The following is a 20,192-nucleotide window of genomic DNA, read 5'->3' on the forward strand; positions in this document are numbered from 1 at the left end:
ACTTTGCAATTGTTTGACGCAGCTCTCTAGAACAAGACGCCAATGCATCTATGCTGCATCTCTTTAACGGCCGCGCCAGAGCCGACTTGAACCGTATAAGGCCCGTGATCCCTTGACCAGTCCTGTCCTGCAAACCGTTGCCCTTGCCTGTGAGCGAGACCTTCGGCTGCTCTTCGAAAATCTCGATTTGAGACTGGCCAGTGGCGAAATGATGCAAATCAGCGGCCCCAACGGCAGCGGCAAGACCAGCCTGTTGCGTCTGCTCTCGGGGCTGATGCAGCCGACCGCCGGTCAAGTGCTGCTCAATGGCCAGCCGCTGAATGAACAACGCGGTGAGCTGGCGCGCAACCTGCTGTGGATCGGCCATGCGGCCGGGATCAAGGATTTGCTGACGCCGGAAGAGAACCTGAGCTGGCTGTGCGCCTTGCATCATCCGGCGACCCATGCGGCGATCTGGCAGGCGCTGGCCGCGGTCGGGCTGCGCGGATTCGAGGATGTTCCCTGTCATACGTTGTCCGCCGGACAACAGCGGCGCGTTGCCCTGGCGCGCCTGTATCTGGACAGTCCGCCGCTGTGGATCCTCGATGAACCCTTTACCGCCCTCGACAAGCAGGGCGTGGCTCAACTGGAAGAACACCTGGCCGGCCACTGCGAACGCGGCGGCATGGTGGTGTTGACCACCCACCACACGCTGAGCCGGATGCCGGCCGGTTATCGCGACATCGATCTGGGGAGCTGGGCCGTATGAGTGTTTTCGGCCTGCTGGTCGCCCGCGAGGCTCGTCTGCTGTTTCGCCGTCCGGCTGAACTGGCCAATCCGCTGGTGTTCTTCGCCATCGTCGTTTCCCTGTTCCCGTTGGCGGTCGGCCCCGAGTCTCAATTGTTGCAAACCTTGTCTCCGGGGTTGGTCTGGGTCGCGGCACTTTTATCGGTTCTGCTCTCGCTGGACGGGCTTTTCCGCAGTGATTTCGAAGACGGATCCCTTGAGCAGTGGGTCCTTTCGCCGCACCCCCTGCCTCTTCTGGTTTTGGCCAAAGTGCTGGCACACTGGGCTTTTTCCGGTCTGGCACTGGTTTTGCTCGCACCCTTGCTGGCGCTGATGCTCGGTTTGCCTGCCGCCTGTCTGCCGGTGTTGCTGCTTTCGTTGCTGCTCGGTACACCGGTACTGAGCCTGCTCGGTGCGGTGGGTGCGGCGCTGACGGTGGGCTTGAAGCGCGGTGGCCTGTTGCTGGCACTGCTGATTCTGCCGTTGTACATCCCGGTATTGATCCTTGGCAGTGGCGCCTTGCAGGCGGCCTTGCAGGGAATGCCGGCGACCGGTTATCTCCTATGGCTTGGCAGCCTGACCGCCTTGGCGATAACCCTGACACCTTTTGCAATAGCCGCTGGCTTGAAGATCAGCGTCGGCGAATAATGAGGTCTGGTCAAAATTTGATCAGTAAAGGCCCAGGCTCTTCACAGTAAAGAGCAACCGTGATGGAAACAGTATGAACTGGACGTGGTTTCACAAACTCGGCTCGCCCAAATGGTTTTACGGCATCAGCGGCAGAATGCTGCCCTGGCTGAGCGTCGCGGCGTTGCTGCTGATCAGCGTTGGCGTGGTCTGGGGCCTGGCCTTCGCGCCGCCGGACTACCAGCAGGGCAACAGCTTCCGCATCATCTATATCCACGTTCCGGCCGCCATGCTGGCGCAGTCCATCTACGTGATGCTGGCCGTGTGCGGCATCGTCGGCCTTGTGTGGAAGATGAAACTGGCCGACGTCGCCCTGCAATGCGCGGCGCCCATCGGCGCCTGGATGACCGCCGTGGCGCTGGTCACCGGGGCGATCTGGGGCAAGCCGACCTGGGGCTCGTGGTGGGTCTGGGATGCACGCCTTACGTCCATGCTTATCCTGCTGTTCCTGTACTTCGGTCTCATTGCATTGGGCAACGCCATCAGCAATCGTGACAGCGCGGCCAAGGCCTGTGCGGTGCTGGCGATCGTTGGTGTGATCAACATCCCGATCATCAAGTACTCGGTGGAGTGGTGGAACACCCTGCACCAGGGCGCGACCTTCACCCTCACCGAAAAACCGGCGATGCCAGCCGAGATGTGGCTGCCACTGCTGCTGACGGCGCTGGGTTTCTACTGTTTCTTCGGCGCGGTCCTGCTGCTGCGCATGCGTCTTGAAGTGCTCAAGCGCGAAGCCCGGGCCAGTTGGGTCAAAACCGAAGTCGAAAACAGCCTGGAGGTCGCTCGATGAGTTTTGCTTCATTCGGCGACTTCGTCGCCATGGGTCATCATGGCCTGTATGTCTGGTCAGCCTATGGCATCTGCCTGGCGGTATTGGCCCTCAACGTGGCGGCGCCGATCCTGGCCCGCAAGCGGTATCTGCAACAAGAGGCGCGCCGTCTGCGCCGGGAGAACGGCAAGTGAATCCGCTGCGTAAAAAGCGTCTTATCATCATTCTCGCGATCCTGGTCGGGGTCGGCGCTGCCGTTGGCCTGGCCCTGAGCGCCCTGCAGCAGAACATCAACCTGTTTTACACACCGACCCAGATCGCCAACGGCGAAGCCCCGCAGGACACGCGTATCCGTGCCGGCGGCATGGTCGAGGCCGGTTCCTTGCAGCGTTCCGGCGACTCGCTGGACGTGAAGTTTGTCGTCACCGACTTCAACAAGTCCGTGACCATCACTTATCGCGGCATCCTGCCGGACCTGTTCCGCGAAGGGCAGGGCATCGTCGCCTTGGGCAAGCTCAATGCCGATGGTGTGGTGGTGGCCGATGAAGTGCTGGCCAAGCACGATGAAAAGTACATGCCGCCGGAAGTGACCAAGGCGTTGAAAGACAGCGGCCAGTCGGCACCCACTCCCGCGAAAGAGGGCTAACTGATGACAGCTGGAATCTTCATTCCCGAATTGGGCCACCTGGCCATGATCCTGGCGCTGTGTTTCGCGCTGGTTCAGGCCGTGGTGCCATTGGTTGGTGCCTGGCGCGGTGACCGCTTCTGGATGAGCCTGGCCCAGCCGGCCGCGTGGGGACAGTTCGCGTTCTTGCTGTTCGCCTTCGGTTGCCTGACCTACGCCTTCATGGTCGACGATTTCTCCGTGGCCTATGTGGCCAACAACTCCAACAGTGCCTTGCCGTGGTACTACAAGTTCAGCGCCGTGTGGGGTGCCCACGAAGGTTCCCTGCTGTTGTGGGCCTTGATTCTTGGCGGCTGGACCTTTGCGGTATCGGTGTTTTCCCGGCAATTGCCGCAGGTCATGCTGGCTCGCGTGCTGGCGGTGATGGGCATGATCAGCACCGGTTTCCTGTTGTTCCTGATCATGACCTCCAACCCGTTCAAGCGCATCCTGCCGCAAATGCCCACCGACGGTGCCGACCTCAACCCGCTGCTGCAAGACATCGGCCTGATCGTTCACCCGCCGATGCTGTACATGGGCTACGTCGGCTTCTCGGTGGCCTTCGCCTTCGCCATCGCCGCGCTGATGGGCGGTCGCCTGGACGCCGCCTGGGCGCGCTGGTCGCGTCCGTGGACCATCGTGGCCTGGGCGTTCCTCGGCATCGGCATCACCCTCGGTTCGTGGTGGGCGTACTACGAACTCGGCTGGGGTGGCTGGTGGTTCTGGGACCCGGTGGAAAACGCCTCGTTCATGCCATGGCTGGTGGGCACCGCACTGATTCACTCGTTGGCGGTCACGGAAAAACGTGGCGTGTTCAAAAGCTGGACCGTGTTGCTGGCCATCGCCGCATTCTCCTTGAGTCTGCTGGGCACCTTCCTCGTGCGTTCCGGCGTGCTGACCTCGGTGCACGCCTTTGCGTCCGACCCGGAGCGCGGGGTGTTCATCCTGATTTTCCTGCTGTTCGTGGTCGGTGGTTCGCTGACGCTGTTCGCCCTGCGCGCGCCGGTGGTCAAGAGCCAGGTGGGCTTCAACCTCTGGTCCCGGGAAACCCTGCTGTTGGGTAACAACCTGGTGCTGGTGGTGGCCGCGTCGATGATTCTGCTCGGCACCTTGTATCCGCTGATTCTGGACGCCATGACCGGTGCCAAGCTGTCCGTCGGTCCGCCATACTTCAACGCGCTGTTCATTCCGTTGATGGCATTGCTGATGGTGGTGATGGCGGTCGGCGTGATCGTGCGCTGGAAAGACACTCCGGTGAAATGGCTGGTAAGCATGCTCACCCCGGTCCTGCTCGGCAGTGCCGCGCTGGCCGTAGTGGCCGGCATCGCCTACGGCGATTTCAACTGGGCCGTGCTCGCGACCTTCATGCTCGCTGCCTGGGTGTTGCTGGCCGGCGTGCGTGACATCTTCGACAAGACTCGCCACAAAGGCCTGATCAAAGGACTGCCAACCCTGACCCGCAGCTACTGGGGCATGCAGGTCGCGCACCTGGGTATTGCGGTGTGTGCGCTGGGTGTCGTGCTGTCGAGCCAGAACAGTGCCGAGCGCGACCTGCGCCTGGCACCCGGCGAATCCATGGACCTGGGCGGCTATCAGTTCGTCTTCGAAGGCGCCAAACACTTCGAAGGCCCGAACTTCACCTCCGACAAGGGCACCGTGCGGGTGATCCGCAACGGCAAGGAGATCAGCGTGCTGCACCCGGAAAAACGCCTCTATACCGTGCAGAACTCGGTGATGACCGAAGCGGGCATCGACGCCGGTTTCACCCGCGACCTCTATGTCGCCCTCGGTGAACCACTGGGTAACGGCGCCTGGGCCGTGCGTGTGCACGTCAAGCCGTTCGTGCGCTGGATCTGGTTCGGCGGCTTGCTGACAGGCGCAGGCGGGTTGCTGGCGGCGCTGGATCGGCGTTATCGGGTCAAGGTCAAGAGCCGCGTGCGCGAAGCACTGGGCATGTCGGGAGCCACTGCATGAAGCGTTGGTTGATGTTGCTGCCACTGGCGATTTTTCTGGTGGTCGCTGTATTCCTTTACCGTGGGTTGTACCTGGATCCGGCCGAGCTGCCTTCGGCCATGATCAACAAGCCGTTCCCGGAGTTTTCCCTGCCGTCGGTGCAGGGCGACAAGACCCTGACCCGCGCTGACATTCTGGGCAAACCGGCGCTGGTCAACGTCTGGGGCACCTGGTGCATTTCCTGCCGGGTCGAGCACCCGGTGTTGAACAAACTGGCCCAGCAGGGCGTGGTGATCTACGGCATCAACTACAAGGACGTCAACGTTGATGCCTTGAAGTGGCTGAAGGACTTCCACAACCCGTATGCGCTGGACATTCGTGACGACGAAGGCTCGCTGGGCCTGAACCTCGGCGTGTATGGCGCACCGGAAACCTTCTTCATCGACGCCAAGGGCATCATCCGTGACAAGTTCGTCGGCGTGATCGACGAGCAGGTCTGGCGTGAAAAACTGGCGGGCAAGTACCAGGCGCTGGTCGACGAGGCCAAGCCATGAAGCGCTGGTTCGCTGCCGTTGTCCTGGGCTTGAGCCTGGCGGGCGTGGCCCACGCGGCCATCGACACCTACGAGTTCGCCAAGGAAGAAGACCGCGAGCGTTTCCGCGAGTTGACCAAGGAGCTGCGTTGCCCCAAGTGCCAGAATCAGGACATCGCCGATTCCAACGCACCGATTGCCGCCGACCTGCGCAAAGAGATTTTCCGCATGCTCGGCGAGGGCAAGGACAACCAGCAGATCATCGACTTCATGGTCGATCGCTACGGTGATTTCGTCCGCTACAAGCCTGCGCTGAACGCCAAGACCGCCTTGCTCTGGTTTGGCCCCGCCGGCCTGCTGCTGGGCGGTGTCGTGATCATCGCGGTGATCGTCCGCCGTCGTCGCGTGCAACGCGCCGGCACCCCGGACTCGCTTTCTGCCGAGGAGCGCTCGCGCCTCGACCACCTGTTGGATAAAACCAAGAATGATTGATTTCTGGCTCGCTGCAGGTCTGCTGCTTCTGGTTGCCCTGAGTTTTCTGTTGATCCCGGTGCTGCGCAGCCGTCGCGCCCAGCGCGAAGAGGATCGTACCGCCCTGAACGTCGCGCTGTATCAGGAGCGCGTGGCTGAGTTGCAGACTCAGCAGGAAGAGGGCGTGCTCGATGCCGCGCAAATGGACGCCGGTCGCGCCGAAGCTGCCCGTGAGTTGCTGGCGGACACCGAAGGCGCTGAAGCGCCACGGGTGTCGCGTCTGGGCAAACCCTTGCCGTTGCTGGCGGCCATTCTGGTGCCGGTGCTGGGCCTGGGCCTGTATCTGCATTTCGGTGCCAGCGACAAGGTCGAACTGACCCGAGAATTCTCCCAGGCACCCCAGTCGATGGAAGAGATGACGCGGCGCCTGGAACGTGCGGTCGCCGCTCAACCGGATTCCGCTGAAGGCATGTATTTCCTCGGTCGCACCTACATGGCTCAGGATCGCCCGGCGGACGCGGCGAAAATGTTCGAACGCACCGTGAGCCTGGCCGGTCGCCAGCCCGAGTTGCTCGGTCAATGGGCCCAGGCCCAGTACTTCGCCGATGGCAAGAAGTGGTCGGACAAGGTCCAGGCCCTGACCGACGAAGCGCTCAAGACCGATCCGAAAGAAGTCACCAGCCTTGGCTTGCTTGGCATTGCCGCGTTTGAAAGCGAGCGTTATCAGGACGCCATCGATTACTGGAATCGCCTGTTGGCGCAGCTGCCGCCGGAGGACAAGTCCCGCGAGGCGCTGCAAGGCGGAATTACCCGGGCCACGGAAAAGCTGGTGGCCAGTGGCGGCAAGGTTGCACAAGCACCGGCGGCAAAGGCCTCGGCGTTGCTCAAGGTCAGTGTCGATCTGGCCGCGGACCTCAAATCCAAGGTCCAGCCTGGCGACAGCGTGTTCATCTTCGCTCGTGCGATCTCCGGTCCTCCGGCCCCGCTGGCGGTCAAGCGCATGACCGTGGCCGACCTGCCGGTGACCGTCGAACTGGGCGACGCCGACGCAATGATGCCGCAATTGAAACTGTCGAACTTCCCTGAAGTCCAATTGGTTGCGCGCATTTCCCGTGCCGGCAAACCGACCGCCGGCGAATGGATTGGTCGCAGCCAGCCCCTGGCCAGCAGCACCACCGCGCCGCAGACACTGACCATCGACAGCCCGGATAAATAACAGGAAACGCCACCATGACCGCCATTGCTCGTATTGCCCTGCTCAGCGCTGTTTTGGGGTTAAGCGCTTGTGCGGTCCAGCAACCAACGGAACATCAGGCACCACCACCGTTCCCGCCGTCGCAGCCCAGCCCCACGCCATCGACGTCGCCTGTACCGAGCAAGCCGACCATCCCGGCCAAACCCTCCAAGCCGTTGCCACGCACTTCTGCCAGCTTCGCGCCACCACCGGGGGGCAATAGCCATTGGGATCCGAAGCTTGGGGTGTATGTGCTTGATGACCAGCCCAATACCTTTTATCGCCAACGTACCTATTACCGCTGGGATAATGGTTGGAGTCGGTCGATTAGTCCGCAAGGGCCGTGGGAAGATACTGACATCCAGGGTGTACCGGGTGGCCTGGGGCGGAAATTCGGGCAGTAACGCAAAAAGGCGACCTTCGGGTCGCCTTTTTTGTGCCTGCCGGAATGTGATTGGTGGGTCACTGCTGAATTCTGTGGGAGCGAGCTTGCTCGCGATGGACGTCAACGATAACGCGGGCTGTTTGAATCCCCGCGGTGTCCCGGCGTTTTTCGCGAGCAAGCTCGCTCCTACAGGGGGAACGCGTTCAATTGCGATGAGGCCGGCCAGTAGGCTGCCTCGCTTTTGCTTTGGCTTTTGATCTTCTTGCCCCCTCGAGAGGCCGAACGTGAGGGGCAAGAGCCCTTGGTTACTTGGGGATTTGCCAAGTAACCCGCCGTAATTGGATGGACTCGCCCGCGCCGAGGCGTCAATGCACTGCGAGGACACCCTTGGCGTATACCGAGACCCGCTGGAAAACCCGCTGGTGCAACCGGTGTCGGTGATGGATCATACGCCGGGCCTGCGGGCTGATCTGGCGCAAGCGCAATCAGGACGGTCTGCCGTGGGGCCGGCAAACAGGTCGAAAAATGAAGAGGGTGGTTTGATGGCGGGCAGGTTGATCTATCTCATCGGGCCTTCAGGTTCGGGCAAGGACAGCCTGCTGGATGCCGCGCGTACACGGTTGGCCGAACGAGGCTGCCGCGTCGTGCGGCGGGTCATCACGCGTTCGGCAGAAGCCGTTGGCGAAGCGGCGCTGGGCGTCAGTGAACAGCAGTTCTCCGAAATGGAGGCCCAGGGCGCGTTTGCCCTGAGCTGGCACGCCAACGGGTTGTCCTATGGCATCCCGCGGGAAATCGACGATTGGCTGGCCGCCGGGCAGGATGTGCTGATCAATGGCTCTCGAGGGCATTTGCAGAACACGCGCCAGCGCTATCCGAACGCGTTGGTGCTGTTGTTGACTGTGGATCAGGCAGTACTGCGCCAGCGCTTGCTGGAACGCGGGCGGGAATCGCCGATCGAGATCGATCAGCGGTTGGCACGCAATGCCCGATTCTGCGAGCAATTGCTGGCGGAGGACCCGGCCGTGCACTTGCTCGACAACTCAGGGCCGCTTGAGCAAACGGTCGAACGGTTGCTGGTTTGCATTGACGAGTAACTCCCGGCTGCCTGTCAGGCCTTCCAGGCCAACAACCCCTGCACATACTCCACGAATGCCCGAGCGTTGGCGCTGGCCATTCTCCCTGTAGGGAAAACCGTCCACAAATCCAGGTCCGGCAGTGCCCAGTCCTTCATCACTTCCCGAACCGAACCGTCGGCCAGTTCCGGCGCAAACATCCATTGCGAGGCCATGGCCAGCCCTTGGTGGGCCAGCACGGCTTCTCGCAGGCCTTCGGCGGCATTGACGCGGATCCGGCCGCTGACGATGACCGATTGCTCCTCTCCGGCCTTGTTGAACGGCCGATCCACTGTGGGAGCGAGCCTGCTCCGGGCGGCGATCCGACCGGGTTTTGAGGCTTACGCCGTCGCCAGCGAAGCCTTCTGCGAAACACTCAAGAACCGCAACAACGCCAACAGCGGAAAAGCGCTGCCGACGATCACGATCCACAACCAGCCGCCGTGTTCGTACACCGCGCTGGCCACCGAAGAGCCGAAGGCGCCGCCGATGAATATGCTGGTCATGTACAGCGCATTCAGGCGGCTGCGGCTTTTGCCGTCGAGGGCGTAGACCGCACGCTGGCCGAGGACCATGTTCATCTGCACGCAGAAGTCGAGCACCACGCCGGTCACCGCCAGGCCGATGACACTGTAGACCGGATGGATAAACGCCGGCATGAAACTCAGGCTGGCAAACAGCAGGGCCAGTAATGACGCGATGCGGGTGTGACCGGCATCGGCCAGGCGACCGGCGATCGGGGCAGCAATGGCGCCGATGGCCCCGACCAGGGCGAAGATCGCGATCTCGCTTTGCGACAAACCGTGATTGCGCGCCAGTTCCAGCGGCACGGCGGTCCAGAACAGGCTGAAGGTGGCAAACATGCAGCCCTGGTAAAACGCACGCTGGCGCAGGACCGGTTGCTTGCGCAATAGCGTCCACAGAGAGCCCAGCAACTGGCCATAGGACGCGCTGTGATCAGGCTCACGCTTGGGAATGGTCACGGCCAGCACGATGCTGATGGCCGCCATCAACACTGCGGCAATCACAAACATCGCCCGCCAGCCAAAGTGGTCGGCCACCACGCTGGACACCGGTCGGGCCAGCAGAATGCCGAGCAACAACCCACCCATGATCCCGCCCACCACACGACCACGGGTTTCTTCCGGTGCCAGGTGCGCGGCCAACGGAATCAGGATTTGCACCGAAACCGAACTGAAGCCCACCAACAGCGAAATCAGCAAAAACACGTTCGGCTGGTCGGTAAACGCCGCACCTAGCAGGCTGACAATTGCCACCAGCGTGGTGATGATCATCAACCGGCGGTTCTCCAGCAGATCCCCCAGCGGCACCAGGAAAAACAGTCCCAGCGCATAGCCGATCTGAGTCAAGGAAACGATCAGGCTGGCCATGGTGTTGGTCAGGCCAATGTCCGGCGCGATCAGGCCGATGATCGGCTGGGCGTAGTAGATATTGGCGACAATGGCGCCGCAGCAGAAGGCGAACAGCAGCACCATGCCTCGGGTCATTGTCGCGGTGCCATGGGACACCTGGGTCGCTGGGTTCATAATGGGTCTCGCTGTACGGAAAGGAATGCGCGCAGGCTAATGGGCTGACTGAAACGGCGGAAGTGGGATTGGAGTGATAGCAATCATTCCATTGCGGAATGACTGATGAACGTGTGTGTCTTGCGTCAGAACATCGAGGGTGAATGATACATTCACTTACATCTTGTTCGTGAAGATCGTGACCTTTGTGACGCAGGGCGCTGACGGCACGCTCACCGCCCAATCCATTTCGGCGGGCAAGGATGGCGTGACGCCGCCGATGTAGCGGGATGTCGCAGAACCTGTGGGAGCGAGCTTGCTCACGATAGCGTAATGGCAGTCAACGACGATGCTGACTGTTCAATTGTCATCGCGAGCAAGCTCGCTCCCATAGAAGTTGCAGTGTTTCAGTCGATTACTTGCCGCTGTAGATCTGGTCGAAAACCCCGCCATCATTGAAGTGGGTCTTCTGCACGGTGCGCCAGTCGCCGAAGGTCTTCTCGACCGACAGGAAGTCTACTTTCGGGAAACGGTCGGTGTACTTGGCCAACACGGCTGGGTCACGCGGGCGCAGGTAGTTTGCCGCGGCAATTTCCTGACCTTCCGGCGACCACAAGTACTTCAGGTATTCCTCGGCCGCTGCACGGGTGCCTTTTTTGTCGACGGTCTTGTCGACCACCGACACCGGTGGCTCGGCTTCGGCGGAAACGCTTGGGTAGATGACTTCGAACTGATCACGGCCGAACTCGCGGGCGATCATTTCCGCTTCGTTTTCAAAGGTCACCAGCACGTCGCCGATCTGGTTGGTCATGAAAGTAGTCGTCGCGGCGCGGCCACCGGTATCCAGCACCGGCGCTTGCTTGAACAGTTTGCCGACGAAGTCTTTGGCCTTGTTCTCGTCGCCGCCGTTTTTCAGCACGTAGCCCCAGGCCGAGAGGTAGGTATAGCGACCGTTACCGGAGGTTTTCGGGTTTGGCACGATGACCTGAACGCCGTCCTTGAGCAGGTCCGGCCAGTCTTTCAGGGCTTTCGGGTTGCCCTTGCGCACGATGAACACGGTGGCCGAGGTGAACGGCGCGCTGTTGTTCGGCAGGCGCGTGACCCAGTTGTCCGGGACCAGTTTGCCATTGTCCGCCAGGGCGTTGATGTCGGTGGCCATGTTCATGGTGATGACGTCGGCCGGCAAGCCGTCGATGACCGAACGCGCCTGTTTGCTGGAGCCGCCGAAGGACATTTGCAGGGTGATGTTTTCGTTATGCTCGGCTTGCCAGTGTTTCTGGAACGCAGTGTTGTAGTCCTTGTAGAAATCGCGCATCACGTCGTAGGAAACGTTGAGCAGGGTCGGTGCAGCCTGGGCGATGTTGCCCAGGGCCAGGCCAGCGGCGATAAGCGAGGCGCCAAAGAGTTTTTTCACTGCGCATTCCTTGTTCTATTAAAAGTGGGGCAATTTGCCAGCGACTATAACTGGGCTCGTATAGTCCTTTAAAGATTAAAAAGCTCTTTGCTTATTCCCGTTTCCTGAATAGCGCATTACCGCAACGGGAACAGAACGACGCCTCCGGCTCATGGCTGTCCTTGGCGCACACCGGGCAGTGGTGCTGCAACTGGCCACCACGCATGGCCGTGGCCAGTTCGGCGGTGAAGATCCCGGTGGGCACGGCGATGATCGAGTAACCGGTGATCATCACCATCGACGAGATGACCTGACCCAGTGCGGTCTTGGGCACGATGTCGCCGTAACCGACGGTGGTCAACGTCACGATAGCCCAGTAAATGCCCTTGGGAATGCTGGTGAAGCCATGTTGCGGGCCCTCGACCACATACATCAGGGTGCCGAACACCGTCACCAGGGTGCAGACGCTGAGCAGGAACACAAGGATCTTCTGCTTGCTGCCACGCAGGGCATCGAGCAGGTAATGAGCTTGCTTGAGGTACGGGCCGAGCTTGAGCACGCGGAAGATCCGCAGCATCCGGATCACCCGGATGATCAGCAGGTACTGGGCATCGCTGTAGTACAGCGCGAGGATGCCGGGCACGATGGCCAGCAGGTCCACCAGCCCATAGAAACTGAAGGCGTAGCGCAGGGGCCTGGGCGAGCAGTACAGGCGCAGGATGTACTCGCCGAGGAAGATAACCGTGAAGCCCCACTCGATGTACGCCAGCAGGCTGGCGTAGTGCTGGTGAACGTCATCGATGCTGTCCAGGATCACGACTACCAGGCTGGCGAAGATGATCAGCAGCAGGGTGGAGTCGAAGCGTCGACCGGCGACGGTGTCGGTCTGGAAAATAATCACGTACAGGCGATTTCGCCACGTGTCGTTGCTGATCATGCACATCGCCTTGGCCGCAAATCAGCGCAGCCTAGGTTGATTCTCCCCGGGAGCGCAAGGCGCGCTTTCGACTGTGGCTTTGCCGAGCATTTGAATAACACTGCGAATCAGCCAGCCGGCAAGAATGAACGGCGCGGTCAGCGTGGGCAGACCGATGGCGGCAAACAGCGGCGTCAGCAACAGCGCCAGGCCGATGCCAACCAGCGGCAGCCACGGTTGGCGACGCTGGGAGCTGAAGGCGAGGGCGGCCAGCACGGCGTTATAGCCACCGAGGCCGAGCAGTGCGGTATAGAAGTCGTGGTTCAGCAGGCTCCAGCCCATGCCCGCGACTGAGGCCAGCAACGCCCAGCAGAATGCGCGGCGATCAGCGATCAGCAAACCGGCGGCAATCATCGCACCGGCCAGCGGATGACCGAGGAACATCACCTGGCCGAGGCCTTTGAGTGGCGCGGCGAGCATGTTCAGGGTGCTGACTTCGATCAAATGCGGCTCTGTCGAGGGCGTGGCGAAGCACAGCAGCAACCAGCCCAGCCCAACGAAGGGCGCGGTGTAGGCCGGCAGGTATTGGCTGAACCGGACGCGCTTGAGCCACTGTTGGGTGACCATCGCGCTCAGGCCACCGGCGGCCAGAATCAGTGGCGGCATCATCGCCGACCAGGGGAAATACAGGCTCAGTAACAGTCCGAGCAGCACGCCGTTGTAGCTGAACAACCCGGCCTGACGATCAGCCTTGGCATAGTTGCGGCGTTGCGCAGTGAGCAGCCCGGCGACACCACCGAGCAAGGCGCCGCCGAGCAAGGCGGGCGCCGTGAACAAAATGGCCAGGACGCACAGCAGGCCGCACAGCGGATTGCGCTGGAGAAAGATCTGGCTGAAGCCGTTGAGCAAGGCTTCGGCCCAGTCGGGGCAGTGGGTGTTGAAATGGTTGGCAGGCATGGCAGGTCTGAAAGTCAGTGGGACCGGGTTGCCTGCATCGCGAGCAAGCTCGCTCACACACTGAATCTTTGTTCAGTCTTGGTTCCGTGAACGACACAAAACCAATGTGGGAGCGAGCTTGCTCGCGATAAGGCCGGTACAGGCGCTAGATCAATGTCTCGATACGCAGAGAGTTAGTCGACCCCGGCTGGCCAAAGGGCACACCTGCGGTGATCAGCAGTGTGTCGCCACGCTGCGCCATGCCCTGGGCCTGGGCAATTTCCAGTGCCGTCGAGCAGACTTCATCGACCTGACGCAGGCGGTCGTTGACCACCGAGTGCACACCCCACGCCACGCTCAGGCGACGGGCGGTCTGCAGGTTCGGTGTCAGGTTGAGGATCGGCACCGTCGGCCGCTCCCGCGCCGCACGCAGGCTCGACGCACCGGACTCGCTGTAGTTGACCAGCACCGCCACCGGCAGCACGTTGCTGATACGGCGAATGGCGCAGCTGATCGCATCGGAAACAGTCGCCTCGGCTTTCGGCCGGCTGACGTCCAGTTGAGTCTGATAGTCCGGACCGTTTTCCACCTGGCGGATGATCTTGCTCATCATCTGCACGGCTTCGAGCGGGTATTCGCCGGATGCGGTTTCCGCCGACAGCATCACCGCGTCCGCACCTTCGGCCACGGCGTTGGCCACATCGGTGACTTCGGCGCGGGTTGGCGCGGGTGAGAAGCGCATCGACTCCAGCATCTGAGTGGCGACCACCACCGGTTTGCCGAGCTGGCGGCAGGTGCTGATGATGTTCTTCTGGATCTGCGGCACGCTTTCGGCCGGCACTTCCACACCCAGGTCACCCCGGGCGACCATGATCGCGTCGCTCAATTCGGCGATCTCGCGCAGTTGCTCGACGGCCGAGGGCTTCTCGATCTTGGCCATCAGGAAGGCCTTGTCGCCGATCAGGGTACGGGCTTCGCGGATGTCATCGGGACGTTGCACGAACGACAGCGCCACCCAGTCCACACCCAACTCCAGACCGAAGGCCAAGTCACGGCGATCCTTGGCGGTCAGCGGGCTCAGGTCGAGCACCGCTTGCGGTACGTTCACGCCTTTGCGGTCCGACAGTTCGCCGCCATTGAGCACGGTGGTGTCGATGGCGTCGGCGTACTTGGTCACCACCCGCAGACGCAACTTGCCATCGTCCAGCAGCAGGTCCATGCCCGGCTCCAGCGCGGCGATGATTTCCGGGTGGGGCAGGTTGACCCGGCGCTCATCGCCCGGCGTGGCATCGAGGTCCAGGCGCAAGGCCTGGCCGCGAACCAGTTGCACCTTGCCTTCGGCGAACTTGCCGACCCGCAGTTTCGGGCCTTGCAGGTCCATCAGGATGCCCAATGGATAATTGAGCTGACGCTCGACTTCACGAATCCACTGGAAACGCTGGGCGTGGTCAGCATGATCGCCATGGCTGAAGTTCAGGCGGAAGATGTTGACCCCGGCCAGCACCAGTTCACGGATGGCATCGATGCCGTCGATGGCCGGGCCGAGCGTGGCGAGGATTTTGACCTTTTTATCAGGCGTCATGTTTAGTGCTCTCAAGGATCAGAATGGCGCGGAAGTCGTTGACGTTGGTACGGGTCGGCTCGGTGACGATCAGGGCGTCCAGCGCCTCGAAGTAGCCGTAACCGTTGTTGTTATCCAACTCGTCGCTGGCGCTCAGGCCCTTTGCCGCGGCGCGGGCGTAGCTGTCCGGGGTCATGATCGCGCCGGCGTTGTCTTCGGAACCGTCGATGCCGTCGGTGTCACCGGCCAGCGCATAGACGCCGGGCAGGCCCTTGAGGCTGTCGGTCAGGCTGAGCAGGAACTCGGCATTGCGCCCGCCACGGCCATTGCCGCGCACGGTGACGGTGGTTTCACCGCCAGAGAGAATCACGCAGGGCGCCGCCAGCGGCTGACCGTGCAGGACGATCTGCCGTGCGATGCCGGCGTGGACTTTCGCCACCTCGCGGGATTCGCCTTCAAGGTCGCCGAGGATCAGCGGACTGAACCCGGCCTGACGGCATTTCACCGCCGCCGCTTCAAGGGATTGCTGCGGGCGGGCGATCAACTGGAAATGACTGCGTGCCAGGCTCGGGTCGCCGGGTTTGACGGTTTCCGATTCGGGGCTTTGCAGCCAGGTGCGCACCGAAGCCGGAACCTCGATGGCGTAGCGTTTTAGGATCGCCAGCGCTTCGGCCGACGTGCTCGGGTCGGCCACGGTAGGGCCGGAGGCGATGACCGTGGCGAGGTCGCCCGGCACATCGGAAATCGCATAGGTATAAACCGTGGCAGGCCAGCAGGCTTTGCCCAAACGCCCACCCTTGATCGCCGAGAGGTGCTTGCGCACGCAGTTCATCTCGCCGATGGTGGCGCCGGACTTGAGCAGGGCTTTGTTGATCGACTGCTTGTCGGCCAGGGTGATGCCTTCGGCCGGCAGTGCCAGCAGGGCAGAGCCACCGCCGGAGAGCAGGAAGATCACGCGGTCGGATTCGTTCAGGTCGCTGACCAGTTCCAGCACACGCTTGGCCACCGCCAGACCTGCAGCGTCCGGTACCGGATGTGCGGCTTCGACCACTTCGATTTTTTCGCAAGGTGCGCCGTGACCGTAGCGGGTCACCACCAGGCCGGACACTTCACCCTGCCAGCAGCGCTCGACCACTTGGGCCATGGCGGCTGCGGCTTTGCCGGCGCCAATGACGATCACGCGGCCGCTGCGGTCGGCAGGCAAATGGGCTTCGAGGACTTGTTGCGGATGCGCCGCATCGATGGCTGTGGCAAACAGCTCGCGCAGCAATTGTTGCGGATCGACCGACATGGCGGGCTCCCGGAATTCTTGTTATTTGAAGGGCAACTCGGGTTCCTGTGGGAGCGAGCTTGCTCGCGATAGCGGTGTGTCAGTCAACATGGATGTTGATAGTCAGGGCCTCATCGCGAGCAAGCTCGCTCCCACAGGTTTGATGCAGTTTCGGGCAGGGGCTTACTTCTTGTCGCGAATCGAGAAGTTCGCCATGTGTTCCAGGCCCTTGATCAGCGCCGAGTGGTCCCAGTTGCTGCCACCGATGGCCGCGCAGGTGCTGAACACTTGCTGGGTGTTGGCGGTGTTCGGCAGGTTGATGTTCAGCTCCTTGGCGCCTTGCAGGGCCAGGTTCAGGTCCTTCTGGTGCAGGCTGATGCGGAAGCCTGGATCGAAGGTGCCCTTGATCATGCGCTCGCCATGCACTTCGAGGATCTTGGAGGACGCGAAACCGCCCATCAGTGCTTCACGCACCTTGGCCGGATCGGCACCGTTTTTCGAAGCGAACAGCAGGGCTTCAGCCACGGCCTGGATGTTCAGGGCCACGATGATCTGGTTGGCCACCTTGGCGGTTTGACCGTCGCCGTTGCCGCCGACCAAGGTGATGTTCTTGCCCATGGCCTGGAACAGTGGCAGGGCGCGCTCGAAGGCGTCGGCATCGCCGCCGACCATGATGCTCAGGGTCGCAGCCTTGGCGCCGACTTCACCGCCGGAGACCGGGGCGTCGAGGTATTGCGCGCCTTTTTCGTTGATCTTTGCTGCGAAAGCCTTGGTGGCGGTCGGCGAGATCGAGCTCATGTCGATCACCACTTTGCCTTTGCCAACACCGGCGGCAACGCCATCAGCGCGGAACAGCACGTCATCGACCTGTGGGGTATCCGGCACCATGACGATGATGAATTCGGCTTCCTGGGCGACTTCCTTCGGGTTCGCCAGGGCAACGGCGCCAGCGGCGACCAGGTCGGCAGGCGCAGGGTCGTGGTGGGCCGACAGGAACAGGCTGTGACCGGCTTTCTGCAGGTTCAACGCCATTGGGTGGCCCATGATGCCGGTGCCGATAAATCCGATTTTAGCCATGAGAAAATCCTCTTGTTTTTATTGCTGCTTCAAGCAAATAGGGGAGTACTGCTCTTTGTGGGAGCGAGCTTGCTCGCGATGGGGCCATAACATTCAGCATCGATGTCGACTGTCCCACCGCTATCGCGAGCAAGCTCGCTCCCACAGGGATCTACATCAGATTGCGTTATGGGTCTTGAGCCAGCCCAGGCCCGCTTCGGTGGTGGTCAGCGGCTTGTATTCGCAACCGACCCAGCCCTGGTAACCGATGCGGTCCAGGTGTTCGAACAGGAAGCGGTAGTTGATTTCACCGGTGCCTGGTTCGTTGCGCCCCGGGTTGTCCGCGAGCTGCACGTGGTTGATCTCGCCCAGGTGCGATTGCAGGGTGCGGGCCAGATCGCCTTCCATGATTTGCATGTGATAGATGTCGTATTGCAGGAACAGGTTGGCGCTGCCGACCTGCTCGCGAATCGACAGGGCTTGCGCCGTGTTGTTCAGGTAGAAACCTGGAATGTCACGGGTGTTGATCGCTTCCATCACCAGTTTGATGCCCGCCGCTTGCAGCTTGTCGGCCGCGTACTTGAGGTTGGCGACGAAGGTTTTCTCCACGGTGGCATCGTCAAAGCCCTGCGGACGAATACCGGCCAGGCAGTTGACCTGGGTGTTGCCCAGCACTTGCGCGTAAGCGATGGCCAGGTCGACACCGGCACGGAACTCTTCGACCCGGTCCGGCAGGCAGGCGATACCGCGCTCGCCCTTGGCCCAGTCGCCGGCTGGCAGATTGAACAGCACTTGGGTCAGACCGTTGGCGTCGAGCTGGGCCTTGATTTCGGCGGAGCTGAAGTCGTACGGGAACAGGTATTCGACACCACTGAAGCCGGCTTTGGCGGCCGCTTCGAAACGGGCAAGAAAGTCCTGTTCGGTGAACAGCATGGACAGGTTGGCTGCGAAACGCGGCATGGTGGTCTCCTGTAAATGTGTGTAGGCCCCTTGTAGGAGCGAGCTTGCTCGCGATAGCGGTGTGTCAGTCAACATAGATGTTGAATGTGCCGGACTCATCGCGAGCAAGCTCGCTCCCACAGGGGGGGTGATCAATCAAGCAACGAAATCGCAGTCGGTGCGTCGTCGCCGACCAGCGCCAGGTCTTCGAATTCGTTGACGGCGTTGATCTCGGTACCCATGGAAATGTTGGTCACGCGCTCCAGGATGATCTCGACGATCACCGGAACCTTGAACTCTTCGATCAGCTCCTGGGCCTTGCGCAGGGCAGGCTGGATCTGAGCCGGTTCGAACACACGCAGTGCCTTGCAGCCCAGGCCTTCGGCAACTGCGACGTGGTCCACACCGTAGCCGTTGAGTTCCGGCGCGTTCAGGTTGTCGAACGACAGCTGTACGCAGTAATCCATGTCGAAACCGCGCTGCGCCTGACGGATCAGACCCAGGTACGAGTTGTTTACCACCACATGAATGTACGGCAGCTTGAACTGCGCGCCCACTGCCAATTCTTCGATCATGAACTGGAAGTCATAGTCCCCCGACAGGGCCACGACTTTACGGTTCGGATCAGCCTTGACCACGCCCAGTGCTGCCGGAATGGTCCAGCCCAGAGGGCCTGCCTGACCGCAGTTGATCCAGTGACGAGGCTTGTAGACGTGCAGGAACTGCGCGCCGGCAATCTGCGACAGACCGATGGTGCTGACGTAGCAGGTGTCTTTGCCGAACACCTGGTTCATTTCTTCGTAAACGCGTTGCGGCTTGACCGGCACGTTGTCGAAGTGAGTCTTGCGCTGCAGGCTGGCTTTACGCTGCTGGCAGTCTTGCAACCAGGCGCTGCGGTTCTTCAGCTTGCCGGCGGCTTGCCATTCGCGAGCGACTTCGATGAACACGGTCAGCGCGGCGGCAGCGTCGGAAACGATACCCAGGTCCGGGGTGAACACGCGGCCGATCTGGGTCGGTTCGATATCAACGTGAATGAACTTGCGGCCTTCGGTGTACACGTCAACGGAACCGGTGTGACGGTTGGCCCAGCGGTTGCCTACGCCCAGAACCACGTCGGACTTGAGCATGGTGGCGTTGCCGTAGCGGTGCGACGTCTGCAAGCCAACCATGCCCACCATCAACGGGTGATCGTCCGGGATGGCGCCCCAGCCCATCAGGGTCGGGATCACTGGAATACCGGTCAGTTCGGCGAACTCCACCAGCAGATCGGCGGCATCGGCATTGATGATGCCGCCACCGGCCACCAGCAATGGACGCTCGGCTTGATCCAGCATGGCCAAGGCCTTTTCAACCTGGACGCGGGTAGCGCTCGGCTTGGCCAATGGCAGTGGCTGGTAGGCGTCGATGTCGAATTCGATTTCGGCCATCTGCACGTCGAACGGCAGGTCGATCAGCACCGGGCCCGGACGGCCGGAGCGCATTTCATAGAAAGCTTTCTGGAACGCGTAAGGCACCTGGCCCGGTTCCATGACGGTGGTCGACCACTTGGTGACTGGCTTGACGATGGTGGTGATATCGACAGCCTGGAAGTCTTCCTTGTGCATACGGGCGCGGGGTGCTTGCCCTGTGATGCAGAGGATTGGAATGGAGTCGGCCGAGGCGCTGTAGAGCCCGGTGACCATGTCGGTACCGGCAGGGCCGGAAGTGCCGATGCACACGCCGATGTTGCCGGCCTTGGTGCGGGTGTAGCCCTCGGCCATGTGCGAGGCGCCTTCAACGTGGCGAGCGAGTACGTGATCGATGCCGCCGACCTTTTGCAGGGCGGAGTACAGCGGGTTGATGGCGGCACCCGGGATGCCAAAAGCGGTATCGACCCCTTCACGGCGCATCACCAGAACGGCGGCTTCGATTGCTCTCATTTTGCTCATGGTTTTGTGCCTCTTTACGTTTTGTAATTGTATACAAGTGGCTTTGCGCAGAGTGTATTCACGGCGGACGGCGCAGGTCAATCCATTTTCTCAAG

Annotated in this window: 20 protein-coding genes and 2 pseudogenes; 12 read left to right on the forward strand and 10 right to left on the reverse strand. The window is 61.5% G+C overall.

The genetic code is table 11. The features are described 5' to 3' along the window. The first annotated feature begins 112 nt into the window (after positions 1-112). The 11 genes from ccmA to phnN all read left to right on the forward strand — a co-directional run bounded on the left by ccmA (position 113) and on the right by phnN (position 8,554). Positions 113-748, forward strand: a complete 636-nt coding sequence (gene ccmA / locus AC1Q6Y_RS18745; protein ID WP_429521398.1) for a cytochrome c biogenesis heme-transporting ATPase CcmA — start codon at positions 113-115, stop codon at positions 746-748. Continuing rightward, positions 745-1,413 carry a heme exporter protein CcmB gene (gene ccmB / locus AC1Q6Y_RS18750; protein ID WP_007983326.1) on the forward strand — a complete coding sequence of 223 codons (669 nt, stop codon included), beginning with the start codon at positions 745-747 and terminating at the stop codon, positions 1,411-1,413. Before ccmA ends, ccmB begins: the two co-directional genes overlap by 4 nt. 73 nt (positions 1,414-1,486) lie before the next feature. Continuing rightward, on the forward strand, positions 1,487-2,242 hold the full coding sequence (locus AC1Q6Y_RS18755; protein WP_057715864.1) for a heme ABC transporter permease: 756 nt from the start codon (positions 1,487-1,489) through the stop codon (positions 2,240-2,242). After that, the gene (gene ccmD / locus AC1Q6Y_RS18760) at positions 2,239-2,415 is read left to right on the forward strand and encodes a heme exporter protein CcmD (protein ID WP_057715863.1); all 177 of its coding nucleotides are present in this window, start codon (positions 2,239-2,241) and stop codon (positions 2,413-2,415) included. The genes AC1Q6Y_RS18755 and ccmD overlap by 4 nt, the downstream gene beginning before the upstream one ends. Continuing rightward, positions 2,412-2,867 carry a cytochrome c maturation protein CcmE gene (ccmE, locus tag AC1Q6Y_RS18765; RefSeq protein ID WP_008052305.1) on the forward strand — a complete coding sequence of 152 codons (456 nt, stop codon included), beginning with the start codon at positions 2,412-2,414 and terminating at the stop codon, positions 2,865-2,867. The genes ccmD and ccmE overlap by 4 nt, the downstream gene beginning before the upstream one ends. Positions 2,868-2,870: 3 nt before the next feature. Further along, complete coding sequence (locus AC1Q6Y_RS18770; RefSeq protein ID WP_154910947.1) at positions 2,871-4,859, forward strand: heme lyase CcmF/NrfE family subunit; 1,989 nt, start codon at positions 2,871-2,873, stop codon at positions 4,857-4,859. Then, positions 4,856-5,392 carry a DsbE family thiol:disulfide interchange protein gene (locus tag AC1Q6Y_RS18775; protein ID WP_218497129.1) on the forward strand — a complete coding sequence of 179 codons (537 nt, stop codon included), beginning with the start codon at positions 4,856-4,858 and terminating at the stop codon, positions 5,390-5,392. The genes AC1Q6Y_RS18770 and AC1Q6Y_RS18775 overlap by 4 nt, the downstream gene beginning before the upstream one ends. After that, complete coding sequence (locus AC1Q6Y_RS18780; RefSeq protein ID WP_218497131.1) at positions 5,389-5,862, forward strand: cytochrome c-type biogenesis protein; 474 nt, start codon at positions 5,389-5,391, stop codon at positions 5,860-5,862. The genes AC1Q6Y_RS18775 and AC1Q6Y_RS18780 overlap by 4 nt, the downstream gene beginning before the upstream one ends. Continuing rightward, the gene (ccmI, locus tag AC1Q6Y_RS18785; protein WP_340315072.1) at positions 5,855-7,057 is read left to right on the forward strand and encodes a c-type cytochrome biogenesis protein CcmI; all 1,203 of its coding nucleotides are present in this window, start codon (positions 5,855-5,857) and stop codon (positions 7,055-7,057) included. The genes AC1Q6Y_RS18780 and ccmI overlap by 8 nt, the downstream gene beginning before the upstream one ends. 14 nt (positions 7,058-7,071) lie before the next feature. Then, positions 7,072-7,479 carry a hypothetical protein gene (locus AC1Q6Y_RS18790; protein ID WP_079246789.1) on the forward strand — a complete coding sequence of 136 codons (408 nt, stop codon included), beginning with the start codon at positions 7,072-7,074 and terminating at the stop codon, positions 7,477-7,479. Between the two features lie 523 nt (positions 7,480-8,002). Next, the gene (gene phnN, locus AC1Q6Y_RS18795) at positions 8,003-8,554 is read left to right on the forward strand and encodes a phosphonate metabolism protein/1,5-bisphosphokinase (PRPP-forming) PhnN (RefSeq protein ID WP_349735928.1); all 552 of its coding nucleotides are present in this window, start codon (positions 8,003-8,005) and stop codon (positions 8,552-8,554) included. Between the two features lie 14 nt (positions 8,555-8,568). Here the strand turns inward: phnN and AC1Q6Y_RS18800 are convergent. Next, positions 8,569-8,853 (reverse strand): annotated as a pseudogene (locus AC1Q6Y_RS18800) (LysR substrate-binding domain-containing protein); the annotation flags it as partial. A gap of 60 nt (positions 8,854-8,913) precedes the next feature. Beyond that, positions 8,914-10,119 (reverse strand): MFS transporter, encoded by a 1,206-nt coding sequence (locus AC1Q6Y_RS18805; protein ID WP_150813444.1) that lies wholly within the window; start codon positions 10,117-10,119, stop codon positions 8,914-8,916. A 169-nt stretch (positions 10,120-10,288) separates the two neighbouring features. Here AC1Q6Y_RS18805 and AC1Q6Y_RS18810 point away from each other — a divergent pair. Further along, a pseudogene (locus tag AC1Q6Y_RS18810) lies at positions 10,289-10,384 on the forward strand (hypothetical protein); the annotation flags it as partial. A gap of 129 nt (positions 10,385-10,513) precedes the next feature. Here AC1Q6Y_RS18810 and AC1Q6Y_RS18815 read toward each other — a convergent pair. The 8 genes from AC1Q6Y_RS18815 to gcl all read right to left on the reverse strand — a co-directional run bounded on the left by AC1Q6Y_RS18815 (position 10,514) and on the right by gcl (position 20,097). Then, complete coding sequence (locus AC1Q6Y_RS18815; protein WP_102669706.1) at positions 10,514-11,512, reverse strand: sulfate ABC transporter substrate-binding protein; 999 nt, start codon at positions 11,510-11,512, stop codon at positions 10,514-10,516. Positions 11,513-11,603: 91 nt separating this feature from the next. Beyond that, entirely contained in the window at positions 11,604-12,428 is an 825-nt protein-coding gene (locus AC1Q6Y_RS18820) for an ion transporter (RefSeq protein ID WP_492624956.1), read from the reverse strand. Positions 12,429-12,449: 21 nt separating this feature from the next. Continuing rightward, positions 12,450-13,364, reverse strand: a complete 915-nt coding sequence (locus AC1Q6Y_RS18825; protein ID WP_090457776.1) for an urea transporter — start codon at positions 13,362-13,364, stop codon at positions 12,450-12,452. A 145-nt stretch (positions 13,365-13,509) separates the two neighbouring features. Then, positions 13,510-14,925: a pyruvate kinase gene (gene pyk, locus AC1Q6Y_RS18830; protein ID WP_090453871.1), complete on the reverse strand. Its 1,416-nt coding sequence runs from the start codon at positions 14,923-14,925 to the stop codon at positions 13,510-13,512. Continuing rightward, a complete protein-coding gene (locus tag AC1Q6Y_RS18835; protein WP_007971416.1) occupies positions 14,915-16,195 on the reverse strand; it encodes a glycerate kinase type-2 family protein in 1,281 nt (426 codons plus the stop codon). The genes pyk and AC1Q6Y_RS18835 overlap by 11 nt, the downstream gene beginning before the upstream one ends. A gap of 162 nt (positions 16,196-16,357) precedes the next feature. After that, positions 16,358-17,251 (reverse strand): 2-hydroxy-3-oxopropionate reductase, encoded by an 894-nt coding sequence (locus tag AC1Q6Y_RS18840; protein WP_057715850.1) that lies wholly within the window; start codon positions 17,249-17,251, stop codon positions 16,358-16,360. A 156-nt stretch (positions 17,252-17,407) separates the two neighbouring features. Further along, positions 17,408-18,190, reverse strand: a complete 783-nt coding sequence (gene hyi / locus AC1Q6Y_RS18845) for a hydroxypyruvate isomerase (RefSeq protein ID WP_090453874.1) — start codon at positions 18,188-18,190, stop codon at positions 17,408-17,410. A gap of 131 nt (positions 18,191-18,321) precedes the next feature. Beyond that, entirely contained in the window at positions 18,322-20,097 is a 1,776-nt protein-coding gene (gene gcl / locus AC1Q6Y_RS18850; protein ID WP_057715848.1) for a glyoxylate carboligase, read from the reverse strand. Between the last annotated feature and the right edge of the window lie 95 nt (positions 20,098-20,192).

It is taken from the genome of Pseudomonas sp. GW823-FHT06E10, assembly GCF_058794995.1.

What these genes read in the sequence shown, in the direction of transcription:
- pyk (WP_090453871.1), bottom strand. Translation starts at nt 14,925, where the DNA reads ATGACGCCTGATAAAAAGGTCAAAATCCTCGCCACGCTCGGCCCGGCC.
- AC1Q6Y_RS18820 (WP_492624956.1), bottom strand. Translation starts at nt 12,428, where the DNA reads ATGATCAGCAACGACACGTGGCGAAATCGCCTGTACGTGATTATTTTC.
- AC1Q6Y_RS18805 (WP_150813444.1), bottom strand. Translation starts at nt 10,119, where the DNA reads ATGAACCCAGCGACCCAGGTGTCCCATGGCACCGCGACAATGACCCGA.
- gcl (WP_057715848.1), bottom strand. Translation starts at nt 20,097, where the DNA reads ATGAGCAAAATGAGAGCAATCGAAGCCGCCGTTCTGGTGATGCGCCGT.
- AC1Q6Y_RS18835 (WP_007971416.1), bottom strand. Translation starts at nt 16,195, where the DNA reads ATGTCGGTCGATCCGCAACAATTGCTGCGCGAGCTGTTTGCCACAGCC.
- AC1Q6Y_RS18775 (WP_218497129.1), top strand. Translation starts at nt 4,856, where the DNA reads ATGAAGCGTTGGTTGATGTTGCTGCCACTGGCGATTTTTCTGGTGGTC.
- AC1Q6Y_RS18825 (WP_090457776.1), bottom strand. Translation starts at nt 13,364, where the DNA reads ATGCCTGCCAACCATTTCAACACCCACTGCCCCGACTGGGCCGAAGCC.
- AC1Q6Y_RS18770 (WP_154910947.1), top strand. Translation starts at nt 2,871, where the DNA reads ATGACAGCTGGAATCTTCATTCCCGAATTGGGCCACCTGGCCATGATC.
- AC1Q6Y_RS18755 (WP_057715864.1), top strand. Translation starts at nt 1,487, where the DNA reads ATGAACTGGACGTGGTTTCACAAACTCGGCTCGCCCAAATGGTTTTAC.
- AC1Q6Y_RS18780 (WP_218497131.1), top strand. Translation starts at nt 5,389, where the DNA reads ATGAAGCGCTGGTTCGCTGCCGTTGTCCTGGGCTTGAGCCTGGCGGGC.
- ccmD (WP_057715863.1), top strand. Translation starts at nt 2,239, where the DNA reads ATGAGTTTTGCTTCATTCGGCGACTTCGTCGCCATGGGTCATCATGGC.
- ccmI (WP_340315072.1), top strand. Translation starts at nt 5,855, where the DNA reads ATGATTGATTTCTGGCTCGCTGCAGGTCTGCTGCTTCTGGTTGCCCTG.
- ccmB (WP_007983326.1), top strand. Translation starts at nt 745, where the DNA reads ATGAGTGTTTTCGGCCTGCTGGTCGCCCGCGAGGCTCGTCTGCTGTTT.
- hyi (WP_090453874.1), bottom strand. Translation starts at nt 18,190, where the DNA reads ATGCCGCGTTTCGCAGCCAACCTGTCCATGCTGTTCACCGAACAGGAC.
- phnN (WP_349735928.1), top strand. Translation starts at nt 8,003, where the DNA reads ATGGCGGGCAGGTTGATCTATCTCATCGGGCCTTCAGGTTCGGGCAAG.
- AC1Q6Y_RS18790 (WP_079246789.1), top strand. Translation starts at nt 7,072, where the DNA reads ATGACCGCCATTGCTCGTATTGCCCTGCTCAGCGCTGTTTTGGGGTTA.
- AC1Q6Y_RS18840 (WP_057715850.1), bottom strand. Translation starts at nt 17,251, where the DNA reads ATGGCTAAAATCGGATTTATCGGCACCGGCATCATGGGCCACCCAATG.